The sequence below is a fragment of the Acinetobacter lwoffii genome (assembly GCF_029024105.1).
Taxonomy (GTDB): Bacteria; Pseudomonadota; Gammaproteobacteria; order Pseudomonadales; family Moraxellaceae; genus Acinetobacter; species Acinetobacter lwoffii.
This window is the reverse complement of the sequence record NZ_CP118963.1, coordinates 2,734,015-2,756,651: the sequence shown is the minus strand read 5'-3', so window position 1 is coordinate 2,756,651 and position 22,637 is coordinate 2,734,015. Positions and strand designations below refer to the sequence as shown.

Genomic DNA, 22,637 nt, shown 5'->3' with positions numbered 1-22,637 from the left:
TATGAACTTTTCAGTTTATTGGCAACACGCTGATGCAGTCAGTAAAACGCTGTATTTCGTGTTATTGGCAATGTCGATTGCGACATGGACCATTTTTGTGCTGCGTTTGATGGGCACTCGCCAACTGAAACAGATTGCCTATGCTCAGTTATCTCAAGCATTGGAAAAACTGAAAACCAAGCTGGCTCCTTTGGGCTTTGAACAGCGTAAAGCAGTGGCAGAACAGGCGCTGTTACGCCAGATTTCAGCAGAAAAAGCCAATGCCGAAAAAGGTGTATCAGTTCTGGGTACCATCGCATCGATCTCTCCATTTGTCGGTTTGTTCGGTACAGTATGGGGCATCTTCCATGCGCTGGTTGCTGTTGGTAAAAGTGGTCAGGCAGGTCTGGCACAAGTGGCAACCCCAGTCGGTGAAGCGTTGATTATGACTGGCTTAGGTCTGGCAGTCGCGATTCCTGCGGTACTGGCTTATAACATCTGTGTCCGTGCTAATCGTGGCTTGGCTCATGAATTACAAGATCAGGCACATGGTCTGTTGATTGATACCATGCTGCAACAGGAATCTGCTGCAAAAAAGTCTGATGAAAAAGTAACACAACAGAGTTTCGTGGGAGGTCAAGTTTAATGGCTTTTCAACTGGGTGAAGACAACGATGTAGGCATGAATGAGATGAACCTCATTCCCCTCATCGACATTATGTTGGTATTGATGATCATCTTTCTGGTGACAGCGACCGTTGCGAACCCATCAATTCCATTAACCTTGCCACAAACCACTGCGGAGATTATCGATCTGCCGCCTGAAAATGTCACGATCAGCATCAATGCCGAAGGTGACATTGCTTGGAATGGTGATGTACTGACGCTAGAACAACTTGAAACCCGTTTTAATGAAGCGGGCCAAGCTGAACGTCAGCCGACCATTGTGCTGAAAGCGGATAAAGAATCACGTTATGACTCAGTGGCGCAAGTCATGTCGCGTGCGAGTGGAGCCGGACTCAGCGATATTGCTTTTGCAACCGATAACTAAGATTCAGGTAATAAAAAAAGCGACTGATTGCAGTCGCTTTTTTTATGCCCATTTTTCATGAATCTTAATGAGTTTTTAGCAAGGTCGTAAATTTGCTGCGTAATTTATTCAATTTTGGCGGAATGGCAAAATTGCAATAGCCCTGGGTCGGGTTCTTGGCAAAGAAGTTTTGATGATAGTCTTCCGCCGGATAGAAAGTCGGGGCAGGGCTCAGTTCAGTTACCACATTGATGCCATCGGCTTTCAGGGCATCCATCGCCTGCTGCGCCTGTTGCTGCTGTTCATCATTCAGATAATAAATCACAGAACGATACTGGGTGCCGACATCATTGCCTTGACGGTTTAATGTGGTTGGATCATGGGTCGCAAAAAAGACATCGAGCAATTGGTTATAGTTAATCTGGTTTTCATCGAAATCGATCAGAATGACTTCGGCATGGCCGGTATTGCCACCACAGACATCATCATAGTTTGGCTGAGTTGTGTGCCCACCTGCGTAACCGCTGACGACTTGCTGAACTCCCTGAATCTGTAAAAATACGGCTTCAGTACACCAAAAGCATCCCCCACCGAAAAGTGCCTGTTGCATGGTTGATTCCTCATTCAATTAAATAACTCAATCGGGCTGATGGTTAAATTCCAGCTCATCAGTATGAAAGATAAAAAAGCCTGTCCATACAGGCTTTTTGTAGGGAAGTATTAACGCGGCTGAACAGCACTTTCCAGCTGGATCAAGAGATTTCCATGGCGATCCAGTAATTTTAAGGTTTTACCAAACACTTGATAATGAGTCACTTTGGCTAAAGCTTCATTAAATTTCTGATCAAGCTGATCGTTGTTCATACAGGCCATACGGGTAGTGGCCATCTGGCTCAGGGTCAGCGTGTCTTTTGCTGCTGTGTAGCTGCCCATAATCCGGTTACAGCTATCTGAACCTGAAACGCGCTGGGTACTGGCATCAAATTGCAGACTCGGAACATTGCGTGCGGTTGGCACCGTCTTGATTTCAGTATTGCCAATCTGGGTTGCAATCCAGATACGATTTTGCAAAAGTTGTAAATGATTCGCGGTTTGTGTCGTGGCTGTATTGGGTACAGTTTCGCAGCCCATGACCGTTAAAACCGAGCCTAGAATCGCGATTGCAGTTAATTTTTTTAGCATGAGAGATACTCTGATCATTGACTAGCTGTTTGTATATAAACAAAAAAATGATCAAGGTTCCAGTTGATTTTGTATCTTTATTGAAGTGGATTTGCTACACAGTTATTGCATGTCGGGTTTTGGTAGGCCCTGCCGGATCAGGCGTGAATAGTCCTGACTGGAGAGATTAGCGGTGCGTTCTACCCGTGGATTGACATGTGCCCGTTGATACCAGGTGTGCATATCCCAAGACTGTTCCAGTACTTTAAGATCATAGAGATAATTCGGTAAATAGCCGGAGGCAAGCAACCGGTAATCTGAGGGTAGCTGTTGTTGCGATATCGCCTGAACCATATCAAAGACTAGTGTGGTGCAATTACTGGTCAGGGTATTGTACCATTTTGGCTTTTGGGCCAGTTCATCGGCCTGACGCAGATATTCCTTGAATAGCGCTTTAGCCTGAGCTTGCGGCATTTTGACTGGGAAAAAATAGACCTGTTCACCACGGACATTGCTACGGGTATAGACAATATCCTTTTCATCCGATGCGACCAGACTCAGTTCATATTTTCGGAAAAAACCACCAATCGCTGAAAACTCTTCATTCTTTTCCTTGCGAATTTCAATCGAGAAGGTGAGTGGCTTTTGATTGGCAAAATCGAAGCTGACCAGGGTATGGGCAATTTTAGGCCCCATCCAGTAGGAAGTAATGATGTTCACGCCAGTAATCTGATTCAGATCAAAACTGCGGCTTTCCCAGCGTTCGATATAGCGACCATCGGCCTGCCAGTCAAAGTTGCGGATATTGTGTAAGGTAACCTGATCGCCTTGCTGCTCATAATGCAGAAGCTGGGAAACCTCAGGATTCCACTCTCGATCCTGACGCGCTTCCAGACTGAAATATCCCAGCAGACAGAATAAAAAGGCCAGAAGATAAAGAACGCTATCCACTTGGCGGGAGATCAGATGCCGGGTGAAATAAATCCCGAGAACGACCAGTGCAAAGGTCAGCCAGAGTCCAATCAGCATCAAGCTGCCGATTTTTCCAATAGGTTGATGCACCCAAAGCATCAGGCTGAGCCACAAACTCGACAGAATGACGAATAAAGTAAACAGACTGCCCAGCAGCCACAGACTCCAGTGCCTGGAAATATATTCGCGTCCCTGCATCATCACTTTTTCATGAGAAATAGGTTTTATTTTCTGTAGGTTGCGAACTCAAAAGCAATGCCGGTTTTGTCGTCGATATGTTGCTCGGCGGCGACCTTTTTAAATTCCGCTGGAATCTCTGGATAATAGGCATCGCCCTGTACATCCAGTTCGACATGCGTCAGTTCTAGACGGTCTGTAATATTCATGGTCTGTTTAAAGATTTCACCGCCACCAATGATGAAAATGGTTTCGGGTTTTTCTGAAGCCTTTACATCTGCAACGGCCTGACTCAACGCATCTTCAATGCTATAAGCGACTTTGGTGCCTGCAAATGCCCAGTCTGGATCACGGGTAATCACCCAGTTCACCCGTTTAGGCAGAGTACGTCCCATCGATTCTAGTGTCTTGCGACCCATCACCACCACACCGCCTTGGGTGATTTCCTTGAAGTGTTTCAGGTCGGCAGAGATATGCCAAGGTAGATCATTGCCCTTGCCGATACAACGCTGCTGATCCATGGCAACGACGTGTACAACTTCTAAATCTTGAAATGACATGTATTGAATCCTTCTTATCAAGCCCAAAGTCCTTCGTGTAATTTTTTACTGGTACGAAAGAAAGGTTAAAAATCTATATTGATTGCCTTCATGCTTTAGGGCTAGGAATATATTTTGAAAGGAGGTGGCGATTCACGCGTGGTAAAAAACCTCTTCCTAGCCCTCTCCTAGGAGGAGGGGGAACTTTATAATAAAGAAAATTAAACAGCGACAGGGGCTTTAATTCCTGGATGAGATTCATAACCGACAATTTCGATATCTTCAAATTTGAAATCGAACAGGTCTTTAATCTCGGGATTTAGTTTTAATTGACAAAGGCCGAGTGGCTCACGGCTGAGCTGTAATTGTGCCTGTTCAAAATGATTGCTGTACAAGTGGGTATCGCCACCAGTCCAGACAAAGTCACCAACCTCCAGATCACAGACTTGCGCGATCATATGCGTCAACAAAGCATAGCTGGCAATATTAAATGGTACACCCAAAAATACATCGGCACTGCGCTGATACAACTGACAAGACAATTTGCCATTGTGCACAAAAAACTGGAACAGGGTATGGCAAGGGGGTAAGGCGACCTGACCCGCTTCATTCGGGTTCCAGCCGGACACGATCAGACGACGCGAATTCGGATTAGTTTTAATTTCATTGATCAACCATTTGATTTGGTCAAAACCGTCCTGATTATAGCTATTGTCTGCATTCTTGCTGGCCCCAAAATTGCGCCATTGGTGACCATATACTGGGCCTAATTCGCCTTCAGGACGGCCAAAACGCGCAGTTTGTTCTGCGGTCGCCCATTCATCCCAAATCGAGACTTTATTGTCTTTTAAATACTGAACATTGGTATCGCCTTTCAGGAACCACAACAGTTCGATCACGATAGAACGGAAATGAACTTTTTTGGTGGTCAGTAAAGGAAAACCTTGGGAAAGATCAAAGCGCATCTGATGACCAAATACCGAACGTGTACCTGTACCGGTACGGTCGCCTTTATCGCCGCCGTTGTCGAGGATATGTTGTAATAGGTCAAGATATTGGCGCATAGGTCTCTCTTAAAAATTTGTTTAAATTACCTTTTTTTTCAGCAGAAAAAGTTTATCTCGGATAAATCCACTTTCTGTCGAGCTGGGTAAATTGAATTGAATGCATCATAACATTTTTTTCTAATATTTCTGATATTGCATCTTCTGCAAAAAAGATCGGCAAGCACCCAATCAAAAAAAATACCCAGTGCGGGTGCTTGTTGTAGAAAAGGTTTAAGCGGTTTTATGGCCAGTATGGACGGTATGAATCAGATCAGACAGATCATAACCTAAGGGTGCTGCATAACTTAAATATTCGCGTTGAATGGTTTCATCCAGACTGGTACCGCGATGCAGTAGCCATAAATATTCTTTATTCGGTTCGCCTACAAGCGCGGTCTGATAATCTGGATCGATTTTTAATACCCAGTAATCACCCTTGGTGAACGGAATCCAACGCAGGCCTTCAGGTAAAAAGCTGACTTCAAGCTTGGCATGTTCTGCATCGATAATGGTCGCTTCAGCAATGGCTTCATCCACCTTGCCATTTTCATTCAAGCTCTATACCGCAGAAATATCGGTGCTGTCTTCAGGTTGGCGCTTCATCGGCAAACGTGCAATTTCATACCAGGTCCCTAAATATTGTTCTAAATTAAAATTTGAAACGGTGCTTAAAGTCTGACTTATTTTTCTTCTCCGTTTGGTTCAATATTTAAAAATGCCGCATCAGTGTAATATAGGGTGCAAAGCTCAAAATGATGTAATCATGTAGTGAAATGTTGTCTGAAAATGGCCGAGCTACAAATTAAATCCATAAGGTTTAAGTAGAAAAAAATAAGGACTCATTTTGCGTATTTCAGGCTAAAAAGGCTTTGCAAGGCATCGAAGTTGGCTTTGCTTTACATTTTTTTTGCAAAGATGATGGGTTTTGTAACTGTATGAGAAAGAACGGCTTAATTTGAATGCCGGAAAAATAGACAAATTTATTTACATTTTTAATGTGAAAGATAACATTTAAACGACTAGTATTCTCGGCTTGTTAACAATATGAAAGCCTAAATTACAGGCGAGGAGCGGTTGGTAAGGCATGATCTATGATCATCAAGTAAACATGAGCGAAGTACATGCTCCTGTCCAAGCGAATATCATGGTGCGTTCCCAATCGGAGCAAAGACCTAAAAAGTCATCCCAAAAAGCCACTGTCCGTAACGCTTCAGGCGTAAGCAATGGCCATCGTATCAATATCGAGAAATTTACCAGTTATCTGCAAGGCATTACCCGAAATACCAGTACACAGAAATGTGCGCGCAGTATTCGTGTCGGTCTGCAATCTTCTGGTGCGAAAATTGTGAATCATCCGGTCGCAGCAGCAGATTGGGGAAGTACCCTGATGCAGCTGGGTTATAAGAAAATTAATGCTTCTTTTGATCGGCCGAAAAAAGGCGATATCTATATTATTGACCGTACTCAGGGACATAAATATGGACATATCGCGGCTTATTCAGGTAGTGCCTGGGTATCGGATTTTAAACAGCGAGATCATGCGGTTTATCGCAATAAAAACGTGACTTATAGTTACTATCGTCTGGAAACTTACTTCTAAGAAAACACTGCGAAGTGATCAGTCCTCAAAACGCTTCGCACGGCTTTCATAGATTGAAACGATAAATAATCCAATCGCGGCAAAGCCAAGACATTGCAGACCCAAGGCAAATTTGCCCCATTGCTGGTGCTGTTCTGGTAAATAGCCAAACAGGGTAATTAAGGCAATGATGGGAATCACCCGGCTCAAGGCGCTAAAGCCATTTGCATAGGGATTGGATTTTGAGATTTTCAGGCGGAAATGGTGCAGTAAATGCACGACAATCCCAATCGCTAAACTCACCCCAACAAATACCGGACTTAACTGGACCACAGTCGATGCTGCATAAATCAAAATACAGGTCGCGATGATGACGATGAGTTTGATTTGACGGGTACAGCGTTCGGAATACCAGAACTCAAGCACGGGGTGAACCCTCATCTGATTTGTTCTGATTGAGCAGCGACAATGGTGAAAACAGGCAAATCGCCAGTGCCATAAATGCAATGCCTTGTGCACCCGGAATCAGGATTTCGCCCTGTTGCATATTCATAAAAACTAAAGCAATCAATAAGGCAATTGGAATCCAGGTCAGTAATCTATACAGCAAACCGGTCGGGTTTTTGCTGGTAAAGTGGATTTTGCAGTAACGACAAATCAGAAAAATGATGCCGGTACCGATAAACATTAAAATCGAATCTAAGGGCAGTGGTTCCATCCAGTACAAGCCTGCAGCTGTCGCTGCAATCACAATAAAGATCAACAGTTTTTTGAGAACAGATACCTGCGGATTAAACCAGAACTCAAGCATAATGATGAAAGAATAGAAGAGATAATCGGCACTTTAGCATATTTTGAGTATAAAAAAGCGAGGCCTTTGCCTCGCTCAATTACGCGATTTTCTCAGCTATTTTTGTTTGGACCCCAGTCATATATTTTCTTCTGGTAGGCATACCACATCATCCACAAGCCAATCAGGATCATTGGTAGGCTCAGGAATTGTCCTTTGCTCATCCAGCCAATAAACAGTTGGCCATTGTCCGGCTCACGGAAGAATTCAACCACAAAACGTGCCAGGCCATAACCGATCAGGAACAGTGCGGAAACTGCCATACGTGGACGCGGCTTGGAGCTGAACCACCATAGGACAATAAACAGGATCAGGCCTTCACATAGCGCCTGATACAGTTGTGAAGGATGACGAACCAGTTGCAGGGGATCAGTCGGGAAAATCATGCCCCAGGCAAAGTTTGGGTCGGTCACCTGACGGCCATACAGTTCGCCACCAATAAAGTTACCAATTCGGCCAAACATCAAGCCTGTCGGTACGCAAGGTGCGATAAAATCCAGAGTCTGGAACCAGGTCATCTTATATTTCTTGCACCACCATAACATGGCCAGAATAACCCCGAGGAAACCGCCGTGGAAACTCATACCACCGGTCCAGATCTGGAACAGCCATAAAGGATCGGCCAGGAACTGGGAAAAACCGTAGAAGAAGACATAACCGACACGGCCACCGATGATCACACCGAGTGCACCGAAAAAGATCAGGTCAGACACCATATCCGGTGTCCAGCCACGTTGTTTGGCGCGAAACGTCGCCAATCCCCAGGCAAATAAAAATGCCAGTAAGTACATCAGTCCATACCAGTGGACTTGTAAGGGCCCGAGCGAAATCGCTACGGGATCAATATTGGGATAGGTGAGCATTCCTGTTCCTTGTGATTCTGTTTTGCACAGATTTTAGCTGAAAGCAAAGAAAAATGTTGTACATTCAATGTGTAAAGATCGAGAGCGTAAATTATGTGTATCGTGGCATTGGCTTGGAAGGTTCTGGATCAGAGCCCATTATGTCTGATTTCAAATCGGGATGAGTTCTATCAGCGTCCTACGCAGGAGCTGCATGAATGGGAGAATAGTCCTATAATTGCCGGGCAGGATCTACAGTCGGGCGGTACCTGGATGGGGATTACGGCTTCCGGTCGCTGGGCGGTGATTACCAATTTTCGTGATGGACAGGACAAAGGGCATTATCCGACTTCACGTGGACATATCATCCAGAACTTTTTAGATTCTGACTTAACGCCCATTCGTTTTGCCCAAGATCTGGAACAACGTCAATGTGACTATGCCGGCTTTAATCTTTTTATTGGAAATCAAGATCAGGCCGTATATATGAGCAATCGCGGTGAAGCACCACAAGTACTGGCGCATGGCGTCTATGTGGTTTCCAATGGTCTGATGAGTGAAGACTGGTACAAGACCCGACATTTGCGCAAACGCTTTACCCAGGAATTTTTACCGATGCTGCAACAACAGTCAGTTTCGGAAGCTGATCTGTATCATGCAGTCTGGGATATTCTGGAAGATGAACGCAAGGTGATTCCTGAACTTCTGCCAGATACCGGTATCTCGGTTGAAATGGAACAGCTGCTGTCTTCGACTTTTATTCAGAGTCCGGCCTATGGCACCCGCTGCTCAAATTTTTTGATAATGCAGCAGGAACAATGGCACTGGATCGAGAAGTCACAACAAGGTGCGACCACAGGTCAAACTATTGAGAAAATAATTAGCCTGAAATAATCACCGAATATAAAAAATGCCGACTAGAAGTCGGCATTTTTTAGGTCACTTCAGGGTTTAAGCTTTAGGGGTTTCTAACGATTCACCTGCAATGACACCGCCATCTTTACGGGTAATCACGACTGTTGCTGAGCGTGGACGTGAATATGCACGACCAGTACTGATTAAATGTTCAGCTTGGTTTGCAGGCCAAGTACCACCTGGATGTTGCACGTTTACAAAAATGGCTTTGTAGTCAGGTGTCATAGTGACCCCTGTAATTTCACAGCCAGCAGGACCAACCAAGAAACGACGTAGCTTCGAGTCATCGAGCTTCGCACCCATAGGTGTTTTTTGTGTGCCTGTCCCCGCTGTTGCGGTTTGTACAGAACCATCGCTCACTGAACCAGGAAGTGCTGCCAGCATCATGCAGTTGGTTGTATCCGTATATGCACCATCGTCAGTTTGTAACCATAATACGCCTCGGTCATCAAACCACATACCATCTGGGCTAGAGAAGTCATTTGCATCCGTCAAGCCAGAAAGGTTTACACCTGGGATTGAATCTGCTTCGGCACCAAATAGGAAAATATCCCATGTAAATGATGTTGCAGTAACATCGTCGCCTGTTTCACGGAAGCGAATCACGTGACCATTAATATTGCCACGTAGGCGGTTCGTTGTATCATCATCATCTGAATATTGGCGTGGATTAGCTGCATCAATTACATGTGCTGAACCGCGTTGTGAGTTATTAGTTAATGTGACATACACTTCGCCATTATGTGGATTTACCGCAACCCATTCAGGGCGGTCCATTTTAGTTGCGCCCGCTGCATCGGCTGCGATACGTGCATTGACCAAAATATCTGCTCGGTCTGCAAATTTGTATTCTGCATAGTTGGCAATCTTTGGATTAGACAAAGAGAGTTCTAACCATTGGCCTTTAGCTTCACCCGTTGCTTCATTGAAATCAAATTGCGCAACATAAAGCTTACCGTTATTCATGTATTTGTCGCCAGCCGCATAGCCACCGTTGACATCAGTAGGATTCCATGGAGTATCTGAGACAAATTTATAGATGTATTCGCCTTGTGAATCATCACCCATATAGAATGCAAGTGGTTTACCTGCAATGGCACGGCTAGCACGGCAGTCTTCATGAGCAAAGCGACCTAAAGCGGTACGTTTTACTGGCATACTACGATTATCAAACGGATCTATTTCAACAATCCAACCGAAAGTATTAATCGAGTTGCGATAATCCTCTTGTTCCGATGCACCGCTGATGACTGTGTTCCAACGGCTGAAATAATCTGGCGTAAAGATTTGTGGATTTCTAATGCTTTGCCAGTTATAACCACGTGCGCCATTATTGACTTTATAGCGTTTTAACGCATGTTCGGTATTGGCATCGCGTACATCCCCGCCTTCGGTGTCTTTTTGACGTGCGAGATATTGGTTGAAGTTTTCTTCAGTGGTGAGATAAGTGCCCCAAGGGGTATAGCCGTTACCACAGTTGTTGATGGTGCCACGTGTTTTGGTACCATCTGGGCTAAATGCTGTTTGTACCAACGTATTACCACGTACAGGGCCACGGTATTCCATTTCAGTTGCTGCTGTAATACGGCGGTTAAATGGCGAGTTTAAATCGACCGTGATTTCTTGTGTCTCAGGATTTTTGTTGATTGCAACAATAGAAACACCATGAGAGTTCACTTCACGGATCACTTCATCTTCAGTGATATCATCTTGATCAAATATGCTACCACGAGGGTGTAAGTCATCACGTTGTAAATATTCGTGATTCATCACCAATAAGCCAGTGTCCGATACAGTCGCATCAAAATTTTGCTTGCTGGTATTTAAACCAAAAAAGGTCATACCATCATGGTTGTCACCGACACGGCGTTCGTAGGATACACCACTAGGAATATTGTTTTCATCCCATACAGGTAGGCTTGGGTGTAAAGGATCACCTACCGCATGTAGGACTTTAAAATCATAGCCTTCAGCCACAGTAAATTGCTCTAAAGTGTTTTTATCCACTGGTTTGAAGGTTAATGATTTAGGTGTTGCAGTTAAATCTGGTTCATTCGGTGTTGCAGGTATGCTTGGCGGAGTTGATTCTTCATCATTATCGCTACAGCCCGTAAGTGAGGCTGCTAAGGTTAATGCTACTGCACCACCAGCCGTCTTTTTAATTAAATCGCGACGACTCATCTGTTGGTTAAACAGTTGGTGAAATTCTGGGTTCCCCGAAGTGTTGCTGTCATAATCATCATTAAAAGCAATTTGATCAGTCATATTTTGTTCCTAGCAGTATGTGCTTGGTTGTTTTAAATGGTTATGAGTAAATTAACGGCTAAAAATGACAGGGAAGTGAAAGAATTGTTTCAATAAAATTAAATAAATCAGTATTTTATTGAAAATTAAAAACAAAAAGACAGCAAGAGCTGCCTGAGTAAATCGATATTTTTGTTGTTTTGGCTGGTTATTGTTATTCGGTCTTTAAACGACGTTTCTCAATCAGTTTCCCTGCCAGCAAACCCAGTTCAAACAGTAGCCACATTGGGACAGCCAGCATGATCATCGACAGGGCATCCGGAGGTGTAACAAACATTGCCACAAAAAAGCAACCCACAATAATAAAGCGCCGTTTCTCTACCAGAGTCTGTGTCGAAACTGCGCCAATCAAGATCAGAACCAGGGTAATAATAGGAATTTCAAAGGTAAAACCAAAGACCAGAAACAGCTTTAAACAGAAGCTGAGATAACTGTTAATGTCGGTCATCGGTGCCACAGTTTCCGGCGAAACACTGATAAAAAAATGCAGAATTGAGGGCAATGCCACAAAGTAGGCAAAGCTGATGCCAGTATAAAACAGCACGATACTACCGATCAGAAGCGGCAAGGCCAGGCTCTTTTCTTTGGCATATAGTGCAGGCTTAATAAAGGTCCAAAGCTGATATAGGATAAACGGCATCGCGATCATCAGCGCGACAAAGAAGTTCAGCTTAAAGGGTGCCATGAAGGTTGCAGTGACATCCGTAGCAATCATGGTCGAGCTGGCAGGTAGCTGTGCACGCAATGGTTCAGACAACCATTGATAAGTCTGATTGGCAAAGGGTAATAAGCAGAAAAACAGGCCAATCAGGACAGTAACCACTTTAAACAGATGCTTTCTTAAGATGATCAAATGCTGGGTAATCGGCATCTGTTCAAGGTTCAGCGCTGCAGCATCATTTGAGGCTGGTGTGGTCGGTAAGGATGTCATACGGCCACCTTCATTTCTGTATAGCGTGGTTCTGAAATCACGGTTTGAGTTGCTCTAGGCTTAGGTAAATACACGGGGGATACAGGCTGTATCACCGGCTGATAGCTGAGCAAGGGCTGAACAGCTTGCGATTTTATTTTTACTTCATCGGTTGCCATCGGCTGCTGCAAATCTGTTATTTGTGCCTGCATCTTGGCTTCCAGTTCCTGAATCCGTTGCATTTCAGCTTGCATCTGTTCACGTAGCTCGGACAGGCGCAATTCACGGTCAAGATCATTCTGAACATTGCTCACCATACGCTTGATCTTGCCGTACCATGTTCCGACAAAACGGACTGCTTCCGGAAGCTTATCTGGCCCAAGGACCAAAAGTGCAATAATTCCGAAAATCAGCAGCTCGGTCATTCCAATATTGAGCATAGCGAACTCTTAACTTTTAACCGAATGTTCAGGCGTTTTGACTTGGGCCTCAATAGTGCGCGGCTCTGCAAGTTTGGCCTGTTCAGCTTCTTCATCTTTGACTGATTTTTTAAAGTCTTTAATCGCGCCGCCGACGTCTTTACCCAGATTTTTAAGTTTCGATGTGCCGAACAATAAAATCACTACAATTGCAAAAATCAGCACATGCCAAATTGATAATCCTGCCATTATTTTATCCTCTATATTTCATGCACCTATCTCAGCAGGCTTGTATGACAGCGCGGTGACGCTTTGATGACAGTTTGCCGACACAGCAGCGGGGTAATGAATCACTCAGATCAAAAATTCTATCATTTGAGAAAAACTAAGCTGTGCTAGCATACAGCCTGATATGGAAATCTCAGCAGCATTGTCATGGCCTTGATTCTTCCCCTCCTGTCTTTTCTGATCGGTTATTGGGGGGTGCAATATTTAAAACCGATTCGACCTTTTTTGGCTGCTTTATTGGCACGGGTACTGATTCCGGTACTCATTATCTACAACATGGTGTTTTACCAAGAGGGTAGTTTGTGGCTGATTGCCTTCAGTTTTTTCTGTTCCTGTCTGTTTTTTGCCTTATTTTATTTCACCCTGAAAAATAAACTGCGTGCCTTATGCCTGAGCTATTTAAATGGGGCATGGCTGGGAATTCCTTTTGCCTTGGCAGTTTTTGGTCCACAAGTGACCAGTACCGTGGTGGCGTTGTATATTGGTGGTTCTTTGTTTGGCAATGTCTGCGCAGTAATGGCAGTCAGTGAAGCCCGACAAGACACGCGTTATATTTTAAAAAATGTGTTGTTCTCACCTCCGGTGGTCGCTTTGTCGATGGCAGCTTTATTGTCATTTTGGGATTTGAGTCATTGGCAGCAAGTGCCTTGGATAGAGATACTGTATCAGGCCAATAAAGTACTGGTCACTTTTAGCGGCATGTGTGTGCTGGGAATGTGGCTGAGCAATGTGCGGATCAGCCGCTTCGATTTAATGCGCAGTCTGCAACTTATTTTTTGTCGTGGGCTATTTGCTGTTTTACTGTGTGTTGCCGCCTATTATTATTTACCTATTCCGCAGCAGACGCTGACCTATGCGGTACTGCTGATGTTCTTTTTATTGCCGCCTGCAGCCAATATTGTGGCACTGGAAACCCATTATCAGGGAACGGGCCATTCCGCCAAATATATTGCTTCGGGAACTTTGGCCAGCGCGATCTTGATTGCCTTATATGGGGTAATCGTGCATGCGTTGATGCCTACGCTATAGATTCCCTCTCTTTTTAGGAGATGAGAAACGCTGTTTCGCAAGGGGAGAGATGTATTTTAAAAATCCCTCACCCCAGCCCTCTCCCAAAGGGAGAGGGGGTAATGAGAGGAGGAACTTACTTCGCCAAACTCTTCTTAAACAACTGCATCGCCTGACCACGATGACTGATTTTATTCTTTTCTTCCTTGCTCATTTCTGCACTGGAAATTCCCAGTTCCGGTAACCAGAACAACGGGTCATAGCCAAAACCATTTTTACCACGTGCAGCTTCCAGAATTTCCCCGTGCCAGATACCCTGAAAGACTTGCGGTAAGGGATCTTCGGCATGTTGGACCAGTGCCAGTACACAAACAAACATGCCTTCAATTGCTTCACCATCTTGGCGTAAGGGTTTGAGATCGGCTAGCAGTTTTTCATTATTGGCGGTATCGTTGCCATGTTCCCCAGCATAACGGGCCGAGTAAATGCCGGGAACGCCTCCAAGAACTGGCACACAAATGCCTGAATCATCTGCAATAGCAGGTTTTCCGGAAATTTTAGCGGCATGGCGGGCCTTAATAATGGCATTTTCGACAAAGCTTAAACCGTCTTCGATGGCATCTTCGATATTCAACTTGCCTTGAGCCACGACTTCAACCGGGAGTTGTAGCTCGGCAAACAGTTTTTCAAACTCGGCAATTTTACCTTTGTTATTACTCGCCAATACCAGTGTGCCTTCGGATAACCAGTCAGTTGCAGCCATGTTAAAACTCATTATTAGATCAAGAATGAGTACTATTTTAGCAATGGATCAGGAACTTGCGGCAATAAAAAAGCACCCGAAGGTGCTATTTATACCATTCAGCTTATTGTGCCTGAATCCATCTGTCGGCACGATCACGCGCCTGACGGATCTGCTCTTGGGTTAAGTTCGCTGCCAAGGCAGTTTTTCTGCCTTCCGACAGCGTAATCACCTTATTGTCGAGCATGCCATCACGGGTAGACAGTTCATACCACTGGTAAGCGCCCATATAGTTTTTCTTTTTCTCTTCCATCATTGCCAGATTAAAGCTGGCACGGTTATCGCCACGGCTGGCCGCTTTTTCAAAATACTGACGCGCCAGCGCTTCATCTTTTCTGGTGCCAATACCATCTGCCAGCATACGGCCGACATTCAGCTGGGCAACTGCCAGACCTTGATCCGCAGCAGCTTTATACCAGGCAAAGGCCTGTCGTTCATCTTTTTGAATGTCTTTACCATACTGGTATTTGGTGGCCAGATAAAACTGTGCGCCGGCCTGACCAGCTTTCGCTGCTTTGGTCAGACTGTTGATATCCATGATGGAATACTGAGCCGCTTGACTGGCAACAGATGGACTAGGTGCAACATAATCTGCATGGGCTTGCATGCCAAAAAGTCCCGCCAGTAGCGTCGTACTTAATAATAATTTTTTCATAGCGCGCTCACTCGATAAATTGCGACTTCACCAAATAGATTAGGGAGATGCTTGCTCAGCAAACTATCTTCTTGATTCCCGTTCACAGCGAGTCGATTAATAATTTTGATGTTATTTTCCGCACAAAGTGCTTCAAAATCACGAAATGTACATAAGTGGATATTCGGGGTGTTATACCACATATACGGCAAGGCTTCAGAAACCGGCATTCTCCCTTTGATTGCCAAGAAAGAACGGGTCTTCCAGTGGGCAAAGTTCGGGAAGGTAATAATAGCCTGTTTCCCCACACGCACCATATCACGTAATAATACGTCAGGCGCATCTACAGCTTGCAAAGCTTGTGCCATGACCACATTGTCAAAAGACTGGTCAGCAAAGCGGCTTAAGCCGAGGTTTAAGTCTTGCTGGATGATATTTAACCCGCGACTGACTGCAATTGCAATCTTTTCCTGATCAATTTCTAATCCGTATGCACGAATATCGTGCTTTTTGCTCATTTGTGCCAGCAGTTCACCGTCGCCACAACCAAGGTCGAGTACGCTGGAACCTGGCTTGATCCACTTTTCAGCGAGTTGTTGATCGATACGCATTATATGGTCTCCTTCGGTGTTGCTTTCAGGTGTTCTTCACCACCCAAGAATGCACGCAAAGATTTTACATAGAGCGGAATCGGGAACAGGAAGGAGTCATGGCCTTGCTCCGCATCAATATCCAGATAGCTGACAGGTTTGTGATTGCTGATCAAGGCATCCACGATTTCCTGTGAGCGGGCAGGGGTAAAACGCCAGTCAGTGGTAAATGACACCACCAGGAACTTGCACTGGGTATTGGCCATGGCTTTTTTGAGCGACTGTTCATATTCACGCGACGGATCAAAGTAATCCAGTGCCTTGGTCATGATCAGATAGGTATTGGCATCGAAGTTACGGCTGAACTGTTCACCCTGATAACGCAGATAGCTTTCGACCTGAAATTCGACATCGAAACCATACATAAATTTGCCTGATTTTAAATCACGGCCAAACTTCTGCTTCATGGCTTCTTCGGACAGGTAGGTAATGTGGCCGACCATACGCGCCAGAATCAGGCCACGTTTAGGATAGCTGTCATTTTCCAGATAACGGCCATTATGGAAATCTGGGTCTGATAAAATCGACTGACGTGCCACTTCGTTAAAGGCAATATTCTGTGCAGAAAGCTTTGGAGCGCTGGCAATAATTACGCATTTTCTTAAACGGTTTGGATAATCCACTGACCATTGCAATGCCTGCATACCACCCAGTGAACCACCAATAATGGCATCCCAGGTATCAATCCCTAAACGATCAGAGAGCAGGGCCTGAGTTTTGACCCAGTCACGGACCGTAACCAAGGGGAAATCGGGACCATAAGGACGGTTATCATTTTCAGGGTTTGGCGAGATTGGGCCGGTAGAACCGCTACAGCCACCAATATTATTCAGTGAAACCACAAAGAATTTTGAAGTATCAATGGCTTTGCCGGGGCCAATGCATGAATCCCACCAGCCGGCTTTTTTATCATCTTCATGATGATAGCCTGCGGCATGGTGATGACCGGAAAGGGCATGACAAATCAGAATGGCATTGGACTTATCGGCATTGAGTTCGCCATAAGTTTCAACCATCAGTTCAAAACGTGGGAGGATGCGACCGCATTCAAGCTCTAACGGCTCTTCAAATTGGAACTTTTGTGGGACAACAATGCCCACTGAGTCAGCTGGAAAAGACACGGGGAGGATTCGCCTTAAATCTTTAGTATGAATAATAAAAGGATACCATTTGCCGGTATCCTTCTAAAGTCATTTTAGTGCTATGAATTATCGCAAATTCTAATACAGCCGTTTAGACTGCAGCAGCAATTACCTGATCAGTGCTTAATACACCCTGATCAATCAGGCGATTGGTCGAGGCAATAATTGCTTCAATAGAAGAGGTCACGATGTTGTCATGTACCCCGGCACCAAAGGCAGATTTACCGGTACCTTTCACCTGAAGTTCGATCAAGGCCAAGGCTTTGGCATGAGCACCTGAACTGATGCTGCGCTCTTCATAGTTCACCACGTCAATTGGCAACTGAAGTGCATCCAAAATCGCAGAAATTGGACCATTGCCTTCACCGCGAACACGACGTGACTGTCCATCAATTTCAAGATCAAGCTCAATCACCTGATTGCCATTATCATCTGACAATTTGTAATTTTTCGCAGAATAGTGAACGTTTTTAGCATCCACATAAGTTTCTTTGAATAACTTCCAGATTTCAGTCGCACTGATTTCAGTGCCTTGCTCATCGGTACGTTTTTGTACGATCTGAGAGAATTCAATCTGTAAACGACGCGGCAAGATCACGTTGTAGTTCGATTCTAACAAGTAGGCAATACCGCCTTTACCTGATTGTGAGTTAACACGGATCACGGCGTCATAGTCACGGCCCAAATCTTTCGGGTCGATTGGCAAGTACGGCATATCCCAGATTTCTTCGTTCTTCTGGAACTCGAAACCTTTTTTGATCGCATCCTGATGCGAACCCGAGAATGCAGTAAACACCAAATCACCGGCATAAGGATGACGCGGGTGCACAGGTAAACCAGTACATTCTTCCACAGTCGCAATGATTTCATTGATGTTGGAGAAATCCAAGTTTGGTGCTACACCTTGGGTATACATGTTCAAGGCAATCGCAGCCACGTCGACGTTACCGGTACGTTCACCATTTCCGAAGACACAGCCTTCAACTCGGTCAGCACCAGCCATAATTGCCAATTCTGAAGCGGCAATGCCACAGCCACGGTCGTTATGACAATGCACAGAAATGATCACACCGTCACGACGCTGAATGTTACGGTGCATCCATTCGATTTGATCGGCATAGATGTGTGGACCTGAAACTTCTACCGTTGCAGGTAAGTTTAAGATCACTTTATTCTCTGGAGATGCTTCCCAGATTTCAGTGACGGCATCGCAGACATCTTTCGCGACTTCTAATTCGGTTGCAGTAAAACATTCCGGGCTGTACTGAAATACGAATTCAGTTTCCGGCTGTTTTGCGGCATATTCTTTTACTTTCTGTGCAGCATTAATGGCTAACTGTTTTGCACCTTCAACATCAACATTCAAGACTTTGTTGCGGAATGTCGGCGAGTTGGAATTATAGATATGTACAATGGCACGTTTCGCACCTTGTAAAGATTCAAAGGTACGTTGAATCAAGTGATCACGTGCCTGAACCAATACCTCAATATAGACGTCATCCGGAATATGACCTTCTTCAATCAATTTACGGGTGAAATCGAAGTCAATTTGCGATGCTGACGGGAAGCCGATTTCAATATGCTTGAAACCGATTTTGACCAACATCTGGAACATCTTGAATTTCTGCTCCATGTTCATTGGCTCAAAGATCGCTTGGTTACCGTCACGCAGGTCGGTACTCATCCAGATTGGCGCTTTGTTGATTTCATTGTTCGGCCATTGACGGTCTGGTAAGTCCACACGTTGATACATGCGACGGTATTTTTTACTTGGATCAGCCAACATCATGAGAGAGCTCCTTATGCTAACTTGGGTACCGTAATCTTGGTTAAAGCGGTGCGTGGGTCAGCGACATAGATTTTGTCTATTCATCTTGGGTATTTAGTGACAATCTGGTTCAAACCTGAAATATGGTCTAAATATTGGTGGTTTAGCTTCGCCAAATGCACTAAATGCCTTACTTATAATTTAAAGTTTAATCCACTTATCCCGAAAAGTTTTTGCTATTTTTATGGATTTTAGTCGTATGGTAATAAAGATTTTCTTATAAAGTTTAAGTGGTGAGAAATATTTTCACTTATTTTAAATATTGTATTTTATATTTTCTCTATTTGGGCATAATTCGTTATTTATTACGTTCAATAGTGCCATAACGCAGTATATTTTAATAAAAAATAAATCCAATGATTTTCAAAGATCATTGACGTCAGGGCATCTTTTAAAGTTCAGCCCATTTACGCATTAAATTATGATACAGATTGGTCAGTTTCATGACCTCTGCATGCTGATCGCCCAGCTGCATTCTCAGGTTTTGAATACTCTGATCCAGATTAAACAGCATATGCCGTTCTGCATCATCACGGATCATGCTTTGTACCCAAAAAAATGAAGCAATTCGACAACCGGAAGTGATCGGGGTGACTTCATGCAGGCTGGTGGATGGATACAGAATCATATCACCGGCAGGCAATTTTACTTCGTGATAACCGTAAGTGTCTTCGACCACCAGTTCACCACCGACGTATTCTTCAGGTTCACTCAAGAAAACCGTACAGGATAAATCCGTTCTAAGGCGTTCATTGCTGCCGCGAATACGACGAATCGAATTGTCGACATGAAAGCCGAAAGCTTCATTATTTTCATAGCGGTTAAAAAGCGGGGGAATGATATCCAGCGGAATCGCCGCCGATAAAAACAAAGCATGCTGTCCCAGAGATTCAAGAATGATCGTGCTTAAATGCTGGGTCAGGGAATGATCTTCAGGCAGTTGCTGATTCTGTTTCACCGTTGCAGAGAGTGTACCTGCGGTAACCTTGCCATTGACCCACTCAATCTTATTCATCTCCTCACGGAAATATTGCACCTGTTCTTTGCTCAGTACATTTGGAATATGATGCAGCACTGGAAACCCCTGAATAATCGTATTTTAAAAATAACATAGCCCCCATCAGGAGGCTATGCGGTTGCATTGAATTAATATTTAAAGTTGACTGCCAGCACTGCGCTACGGCCTTCTGCTTCGGTCGCATAATGAGATGAATAGGCTTTAGTGAAGTAACGTTCATCAGACAGGTTGTTGACGTTCAATTGTAAATCAACGTTTTTATTCACGTTATAACGTGCCATGGCATCATAGCGAACATAGCCCGGTACAAACTTGGTATTAGTAGCATTACCATAGACTTTGTCCATTGCGACGGCACCAGCACCTAGAGTTAAAGCAGGAGTTACTGCATAAGTAGTCCAAAGGGTTGCACTGTTTTTCGCGACGTTTTGAACTTGGTTCCCATTGCTAGGATTTGGCGCATATACAGCAGGTTGACCTGTAGCGGCAGTATTTACAAATCCACCATCAATCATTTCACTGTCTAAATAAGTATAACCCGCAGATATAGCCCATTTATCCGTGATGTTGCCATTTACACCAAGCTCAATACCATCGACACGAGTTTCACCAATATTACTTGTGGTGCCATCATCTCCGGTCGCACGAGTATTGGTTTTTTCCGTGCGGAAAATAGCTGCAGTCAGATTAAGTTTGTCATTGAGTACATCCCATTTAGTTCCTAACTCCATGGTCCGGACTTCTTCAGGTTTAAGATTATTTATTGCAGCAGTAATCCCTTCAGAGCCATCGCCACCATCTACGCCGACTGGATTTGCAGATGTTGCATAACTTGCATAGATACTGCCATTTTCAACAGGTTTAAAGGTCAGGCCAGCTTGATAGTTGATAAAGTCTTTATCATTTTCAAGTTTAACAATTGTTCCTGCTGGAGTCGTAGTATTAAAACGACCTGCAAGCATGGTTTGCTCAGTTGAGTAGTGATCCCAACGTACGCCTAAATCTAAAAGCCACTGAGGGGTGAATTCAATACTATCCAGGAAATAAACAGACTTTGATTTGCTTTGAATATTGTACTGGTCGGCACCATTGGTACTTAATGTACCTGTCCATGGCCCACGGTTTGGGTTTTGTACCGAAGTACACCAGCCCGAAGTAATATCACCAGCGTTACAGGCATTGTGTACATTACCTGTAGCGTTAACCCCATCAATAATGTATTGGGTACGGTCAGTTTCTTGGTCTGAATATTCGGCACCTAGATTAAAACTATGTTTAAGCATACCGGTATTAAATTTACCGGTTAAAGCAAGTTGGTCGGTAAAAGCATCAGTATCTGCCACACGTGAGTTGGCACGTGCCCAGACATTTCCATTCAGTAAGAAGTTGCCTCTTGAGTCATCCGGGTTAGTCCACAGGTAATCATTTTTAGACGTGTTATACACTGCGGTATTGCTAATGGTTAAGTTGTCCGTCAGATCATGTTCTAATTTAAGCGTTCCTGACTGATTTTCCTGTTTCTGGAAGTCACGATCTTTCCAGCCATAGTATTGACCTTGTTTAATATCAATTGGCTTGCCGTTGCCATTCAATCCTACATTTGCATTTGTGAGCGCAAATGGATTGTTATAAGGAATACCTGAATCAGGTGTGTCATCGGTTTTTAAATAGTAATAACTTAAAGTCGCGCGGGTAGGAGTGTCCAGACCAAATACAATACTCGGTGCAATACCGGCACGTTTATATTCGGCACCATTTTTCTGGCCAGCTTTTTCATTATGGTGACCCATCACGGCCACACGTGCTGCTATACCATTTCCAAAATCTTTATTGCCATCCAAGGTTATGCGTTGATAGTTGTCAGTACCACCCGCGACAGAACCTTCTAGAAAGTCACCCGCTTTAGCAACTTTAGAAATCATGTTGATACTACCACCAGTCGTTCCTGCACCGCCCATAGCAGATGCAGAACCTTTGGTGACTTCAACCTGTTCGACAGCAAACATTTCACGGTTCTGTGAAGTGGCGTTGCGTACGCCGTCTACATACATCGAGCTTTCAGAATTATAACCCCGAATAAAAGGACGATCACCGTTTGGATTGCCACCTTCACCTGCGCCCAAGGTAATCCCCGGAACTGTACGCAAGGCATCACTTAAGGTAGTGACTTGTGTATCTTCAATTAACTGTTTTGAAATGACCGAAACTGACTTAGGGGTATCGAGTAAAGGCGCTACAAATTTGCTGTTTGCAGATTTGTTTACTTTTAAGCCAGGTGCTTGTTCAGCTCTAACCTCTTGATGAATAGTCTCTAACTGGATCACCTGTTCTTCTGCCATCGCAGATCCAGCCACCATTGATAAAGATGAAACAATTGCAGAGGAAACGATTTTTTTACGTGTTTTAATGAAGGTCATGTTAAACCTAGAAAATGAATATTAAAAAAGTATGAGAATAATAATGATTCTTGTTTTTATTTTTATCCTTTTGTCATGGGAATTCATGATCTTTAAGAAAATATTAAATGAGATTTTAAATGTAATGA

The 22,637-nt window shown here is 44.2% G+C and carries 24 protein-coding genes and 1 pseudogene; 5 read left to right on the top strand and 20 right to left on the bottom strand.

Annotation, left to right across the window (positions count from 1 at the left end; genetic code table 11):
- Window position 1 precedes the first annotated feature (1 nt).
- Entirely contained in the window at window positions 2-625 is a 624-nt protein-coding gene (locus PYW33_RS13285) for a MotA/TolQ/ExbB proton channel family protein (protein WP_004647413.1), read from the top strand.
- Window positions 625-1,029, top strand: coding sequence for an ExbD/TolR family protein (locus PYW33_RS13280; RefSeq protein WP_004278434.1), 405 nt, complete (start codon window positions 625-627; stop codon window positions 1,027-1,029). The genes PYW33_RS13285 and PYW33_RS13280 overlap by 1 nt, the downstream gene beginning before the upstream one ends.
- Window positions 1,030-1,093: 64 nt before the next feature.
- On the opposite strand, the gene msrA is transcribed toward PYW33_RS13280, so the two are convergent.
- The 6 genes and pseudogenes from msrA to PYW33_RS13250 form a co-directional block, all read right to left on the bottom strand.
- Complete coding sequence (msrA, locus tag PYW33_RS13275) at window positions 1,094-1,618, bottom strand: peptide-methionine (S)-S-oxide reductase MsrA (RefSeq protein WP_004647414.1); 525 nt, start codon at window positions 1,616-1,618, stop codon at window positions 1,094-1,096.
- 110 nt (window positions 1,619-1,728) lie between these two features.
- Window positions 1,729-2,190 (bottom strand): META domain-containing protein, encoded by a 462-nt coding sequence (locus PYW33_RS13270; RefSeq protein ID WP_004647415.1) that lies wholly within the window; start codon window positions 2,188-2,190, stop codon window positions 1,729-1,731.
- A gap of 102 nt (window positions 2,191-2,292) precedes the next feature.
- Window positions 2,293-3,342 carry an Lnb N-terminal periplasmic domain-containing protein gene (locus tag PYW33_RS13265; protein ID WP_004647416.1) on the bottom strand — a complete coding sequence of 350 codons (1,050 nt, stop codon included), beginning with the start codon at window positions 3,340-3,342 and terminating at the stop codon, window positions 2,293-2,295.
- Window positions 3,343-3,365: 23 nt separating this feature from the next.
- Complete coding sequence (locus tag PYW33_RS13260; RefSeq protein WP_004647417.1) at window positions 3,366-3,878, bottom strand: dihydrofolate reductase; 513 nt, start codon at window positions 3,876-3,878, stop codon at window positions 3,366-3,368.
- A 200-nt stretch (window positions 3,879-4,078) separates the two neighbouring features.
- Window positions 4,079-4,921 carry a thymidylate synthase gene (gene thyA / locus PYW33_RS13255; protein WP_004278429.1) on the bottom strand — a complete coding sequence of 281 codons (843 nt, stop codon included), beginning with the start codon at window positions 4,919-4,921 and terminating at the stop codon, window positions 4,079-4,081.
- Between the two features lie 213 nt (window positions 4,922-5,134).
- Window positions 5,135-5,587: pseudogene (locus PYW33_RS13250) on the bottom strand (lipocalin family protein).
- 400 nt (window positions 5,588-5,987) lie between these two features.
- Here PYW33_RS13250 and PYW33_RS13245 point away from each other — a divergent pair.
- Complete coding sequence (locus PYW33_RS13245; RefSeq protein WP_004278427.1) at window positions 5,988-6,503, top strand: hypothetical protein; 516 nt, start codon at window positions 5,988-5,990, stop codon at window positions 6,501-6,503.
- Window positions 6,504-6,521: 18 nt separating this feature from the next.
- Here PYW33_RS13245 and PYW33_RS13240 read toward each other — a convergent pair whose 3' ends face one another.
- The 3 genes from PYW33_RS13240 to lgt form a co-directional block, all read right to left on the bottom strand.
- Window positions 6,522-6,908: a hypothetical protein gene (locus tag PYW33_RS13240; protein ID WP_004278426.1), complete on the bottom strand. Its 387-nt coding sequence runs from the start codon at window positions 6,906-6,908 to the stop codon at window positions 6,522-6,524.
- Window positions 6,901-7,293 (bottom strand): hypothetical protein, encoded by a 393-nt coding sequence (locus PYW33_RS13235; RefSeq protein WP_004278425.1) that lies wholly within the window; start codon window positions 7,291-7,293, stop codon window positions 6,901-6,903. Before PYW33_RS13235 ends, PYW33_RS13240 begins: the two co-directional genes overlap by 8 nt.
- A 92-nt stretch (window positions 7,294-7,385) precedes the next feature.
- Window positions 7,386-8,195, bottom strand: coding sequence for a prolipoprotein diacylglyceryl transferase (gene lgt / locus PYW33_RS13230; protein WP_004278424.1), 810 nt, complete (start codon window positions 8,193-8,195; stop codon window positions 7,386-7,388).
- Window positions 8,196-8,288: 93 nt separating this feature from the next.
- Here lgt and PYW33_RS13225 point away from each other — a divergent pair, with 93 nt between their 5' ends.
- The gene (locus PYW33_RS13225; RefSeq protein ID WP_004278423.1) at window positions 8,289-9,068 is read left to right on the top strand and encodes an NRDE family protein; all 780 of its coding nucleotides are present in this window, start codon (window positions 8,289-8,291) and stop codon (window positions 9,066-9,068) included.
- 57 nt (window positions 9,069-9,125) lie between these two features.
- Here PYW33_RS13225 and PYW33_RS13220 read toward each other — a convergent pair whose 3' ends face one another.
- The 4 genes from PYW33_RS13220 to tatA all read right to left on the bottom strand — a co-directional run bounded on the left by PYW33_RS13220 (window position 9,126) and on the right by tatA (window position 12,971).
- Complete coding sequence (locus PYW33_RS13220) at window positions 9,126-11,354, bottom strand: PhoX family protein (protein WP_004278422.1); 2,229 nt, start codon at window positions 11,352-11,354, stop codon at window positions 9,126-9,128.
- A gap of 193 nt (window positions 11,355-11,547) precedes the next feature.
- On the bottom strand, window positions 11,548-12,324 hold the full coding sequence (tatC, locus tag PYW33_RS13215; protein WP_004278421.1) for a twin-arginine translocase subunit TatC: 777 nt from the start codon (window positions 12,322-12,324) through the stop codon (window positions 11,548-11,550).
- Complete coding sequence (gene tatB / locus PYW33_RS13210; RefSeq protein ID WP_004278420.1) at window positions 12,321-12,743, bottom strand: Sec-independent protein translocase protein TatB; 423 nt, start codon at window positions 12,741-12,743, stop codon at window positions 12,321-12,323. The genes tatC and tatB overlap by 4 nt, the downstream gene beginning before the upstream one ends.
- A gap of 9 nt (window positions 12,744-12,752) precedes the next feature.
- Window positions 12,753-12,971 carry a Sec-independent protein translocase subunit TatA gene (gene tatA, locus PYW33_RS13205; protein ID WP_004278419.1) on the bottom strand — a complete coding sequence of 73 codons (219 nt, stop codon included), beginning with the start codon at window positions 12,969-12,971 and terminating at the stop codon, window positions 12,753-12,755.
- Between the two features lie 186 nt (window positions 12,972-13,157).
- Between tatA and PYW33_RS13200 the strand changes: the two genes are divergently transcribed.
- Window positions 13,158-14,039: an AEC family transporter gene (locus tag PYW33_RS13200; protein WP_004278418.1), complete on the top strand. Its 882-nt coding sequence runs from the start codon at window positions 13,158-13,160 to the stop codon at window positions 14,037-14,039.
- A 115-nt stretch (window positions 14,040-14,154) separates the two neighbouring features.
- On the opposite strand, the gene rdgB is transcribed toward PYW33_RS13200, so the two are convergent.
- The 7 genes from rdgB to PYW33_RS13165 all read right to left on the bottom strand — a co-directional run bounded on the left by rdgB (window position 14,155) and on the right by PYW33_RS13165 (window position 22,509).
- Complete coding sequence (rdgB, locus tag PYW33_RS13195; protein WP_004647419.1) at window positions 14,155-14,781, bottom strand: RdgB/HAM1 family non-canonical purine NTP pyrophosphatase; 627 nt, start codon at window positions 14,779-14,781, stop codon at window positions 14,155-14,157.
- Window positions 14,782-14,884: 103 nt separating this feature from the next.
- A complete protein-coding gene (locus PYW33_RS13190) occupies window positions 14,885-15,475 on the bottom strand; it encodes a tetratricopeptide repeat protein (protein WP_004647420.1) in 591 nt (196 codons plus the stop codon).
- On the bottom strand, window positions 15,472-16,065 hold the full coding sequence (metW, locus tag PYW33_RS13185) for a methionine biosynthesis protein MetW (RefSeq protein WP_004278415.1): 594 nt from the start codon (window positions 16,063-16,065) through the stop codon (window positions 15,472-15,474). Before metW ends, PYW33_RS13190 begins: the two co-directional genes overlap by 4 nt.
- Window positions 16,065-17,225: a homoserine O-succinyltransferase MetX gene (gene metX / locus PYW33_RS13180; protein WP_004647421.1), complete on the bottom strand. Its 1,161-nt coding sequence runs from the start codon at window positions 17,223-17,225 to the stop codon at window positions 16,065-16,067. The genes metW and metX overlap by 1 nt, the downstream gene beginning before the upstream one ends.
- A gap of 112 nt (window positions 17,226-17,337) precedes the next feature.
- Complete coding sequence (leuA, locus tag PYW33_RS13175; RefSeq protein ID WP_004278413.1) at window positions 17,338-19,035, bottom strand: 2-isopropylmalate synthase; 1,698 nt, start codon at window positions 19,033-19,035, stop codon at window positions 17,338-17,340.
- A 430-nt stretch (window positions 19,036-19,465) separates the two neighbouring features.
- Window positions 19,466-20,149 carry a Fe2+-dependent dioxygenase gene (locus tag PYW33_RS13170; protein ID WP_004647422.1) on the bottom strand — a complete coding sequence of 228 codons (684 nt, stop codon included), beginning with the start codon at window positions 20,147-20,149 and terminating at the stop codon, window positions 19,466-19,468.
- 71 nt (window positions 20,150-20,220) lie between these two features.
- Window positions 20,221-22,509 (bottom strand): TonB-dependent receptor, encoded by a 2,289-nt coding sequence (locus tag PYW33_RS13165; protein WP_004647424.1) that lies wholly within the window; start codon window positions 22,507-22,509, stop codon window positions 20,221-20,223.
- Window positions 22,510-22,637: the final 128 nt, after the last annotated feature.

Bases quoted from the DNA above. Each gene is read 5' to 3' on its own strand.
- PYW33_RS13200 (WP_004278418.1), top strand. From the start codon at position 13,158: ATGGCCTTGATTCTTCCCCTCCTGTCTTTTCTGATCGGTTATTGGGGG.
- PYW33_RS13235 (WP_004278425.1), bottom strand. From the start codon at position 7,293: ATGCTTGAGTTCTGGTTTAATCCGCAGGTATCTGTTCTCAAAAAACTG.
- PYW33_RS13165 (WP_004647424.1), bottom strand. From the start codon at position 22,509: ATGACCTTCATTAAAACACGTAAAAAAATCGTTTCCTCTGCAATTGTT.
- PYW33_RS13265 (WP_004647416.1), bottom strand. From the start codon at position 3,342: ATGATGCAGGGACGCGAATATATTTCCAGGCACTGGAGTCTGTGGCTG.
- msrA (WP_004647414.1), bottom strand. From the start codon at position 1,618: ATGCAACAGGCACTTTTCGGTGGGGGATGCTTTTGGTGTACTGAAGCC.
- PYW33_RS13245 (WP_004278427.1), top strand. From the start codon at position 5,988: ATGATCTATGATCATCAAGTAAACATGAGCGAAGTACATGCTCCTGTC.
- PYW33_RS13260 (WP_004647417.1), bottom strand. From the start codon at position 3,878: ATGTCATTTCAAGATTTAGAAGTTGTACACGTCGTTGCCATGGATCAG.
- leuA (WP_004278413.1), bottom strand. From the start codon at position 19,035: ATGATGTTGGCTGATCCAAGTAAAAAATACCGTCGCATGTATCAACGT.
- tatB (WP_004278420.1), bottom strand. From the start codon at position 12,743: ATGCTCAATATTGGAATGACCGAGCTGCTGATTTTCGGAATTATTGCA.
- tatC (WP_004278421.1), bottom strand. From the start codon at position 12,324: ATGACATCCTTACCGACCACACCAGCCTCAAATGATGCTGCAGCGCTG.
- tatA (WP_004278419.1), bottom strand. From the start codon at position 12,971: ATGGCAGGATTATCAATTTGGCATGTGCTGATTTTTGCAATTGTAGTG.
- PYW33_RS13270 (WP_004647415.1), bottom strand. From the start codon at position 2,190: ATGCTAAAAAAATTAACTGCAATCGCGATTCTAGGCTCGGTTTTAACG.
- rdgB (WP_004647419.1), bottom strand. From the start codon at position 14,781: ATGGCTGCAACTGACTGGTTATCCGAAGGCACACTGGTATTGGCGAGT.
- metW (WP_004278415.1), bottom strand. From the start codon at position 16,065: ATGCGTATCGATCAACAACTCGCTGAAAAGTGGATCAAGCCAGGTTCC.
- lgt (WP_004278424.1), bottom strand. From the start codon at position 8,195: ATGCTCACCTATCCCAATATTGATCCCGTAGCGATTTCGCTCGGGCCC.
- PYW33_RS13225 (WP_004278423.1), top strand. From the start codon at position 8,289: ATGTGTATCGTGGCATTGGCTTGGAAGGTTCTGGATCAGAGCCCATTA.
- PYW33_RS13280 (WP_004278434.1), top strand. From the start codon at position 625: ATGGCTTTTCAACTGGGTGAAGACAACGATGTAGGCATGAATGAGATG.
- PYW33_RS13190 (WP_004647420.1), bottom strand. From the start codon at position 15,475: ATGAAAAAATTATTATTAAGTACGACGCTACTGGCGGGACTTTTTGGC.
- thyA (WP_004278429.1), bottom strand. From the start codon at position 4,921: ATGCGCCAATATCTTGACCTATTACAACATATCCTCGACAACGGCGGC.
- PYW33_RS13220 (WP_004278422.1), bottom strand. From the start codon at position 11,354: ATGACTGATCAAATTGCTTTTAATGATGATTATGACAGCAACACTTCG.
- PYW33_RS13285 (WP_004647413.1), top strand. From the start codon at position 2: ATGAACTTTTCAGTTTATTGGCAACACGCTGATGCAGTCAGTAAAACG.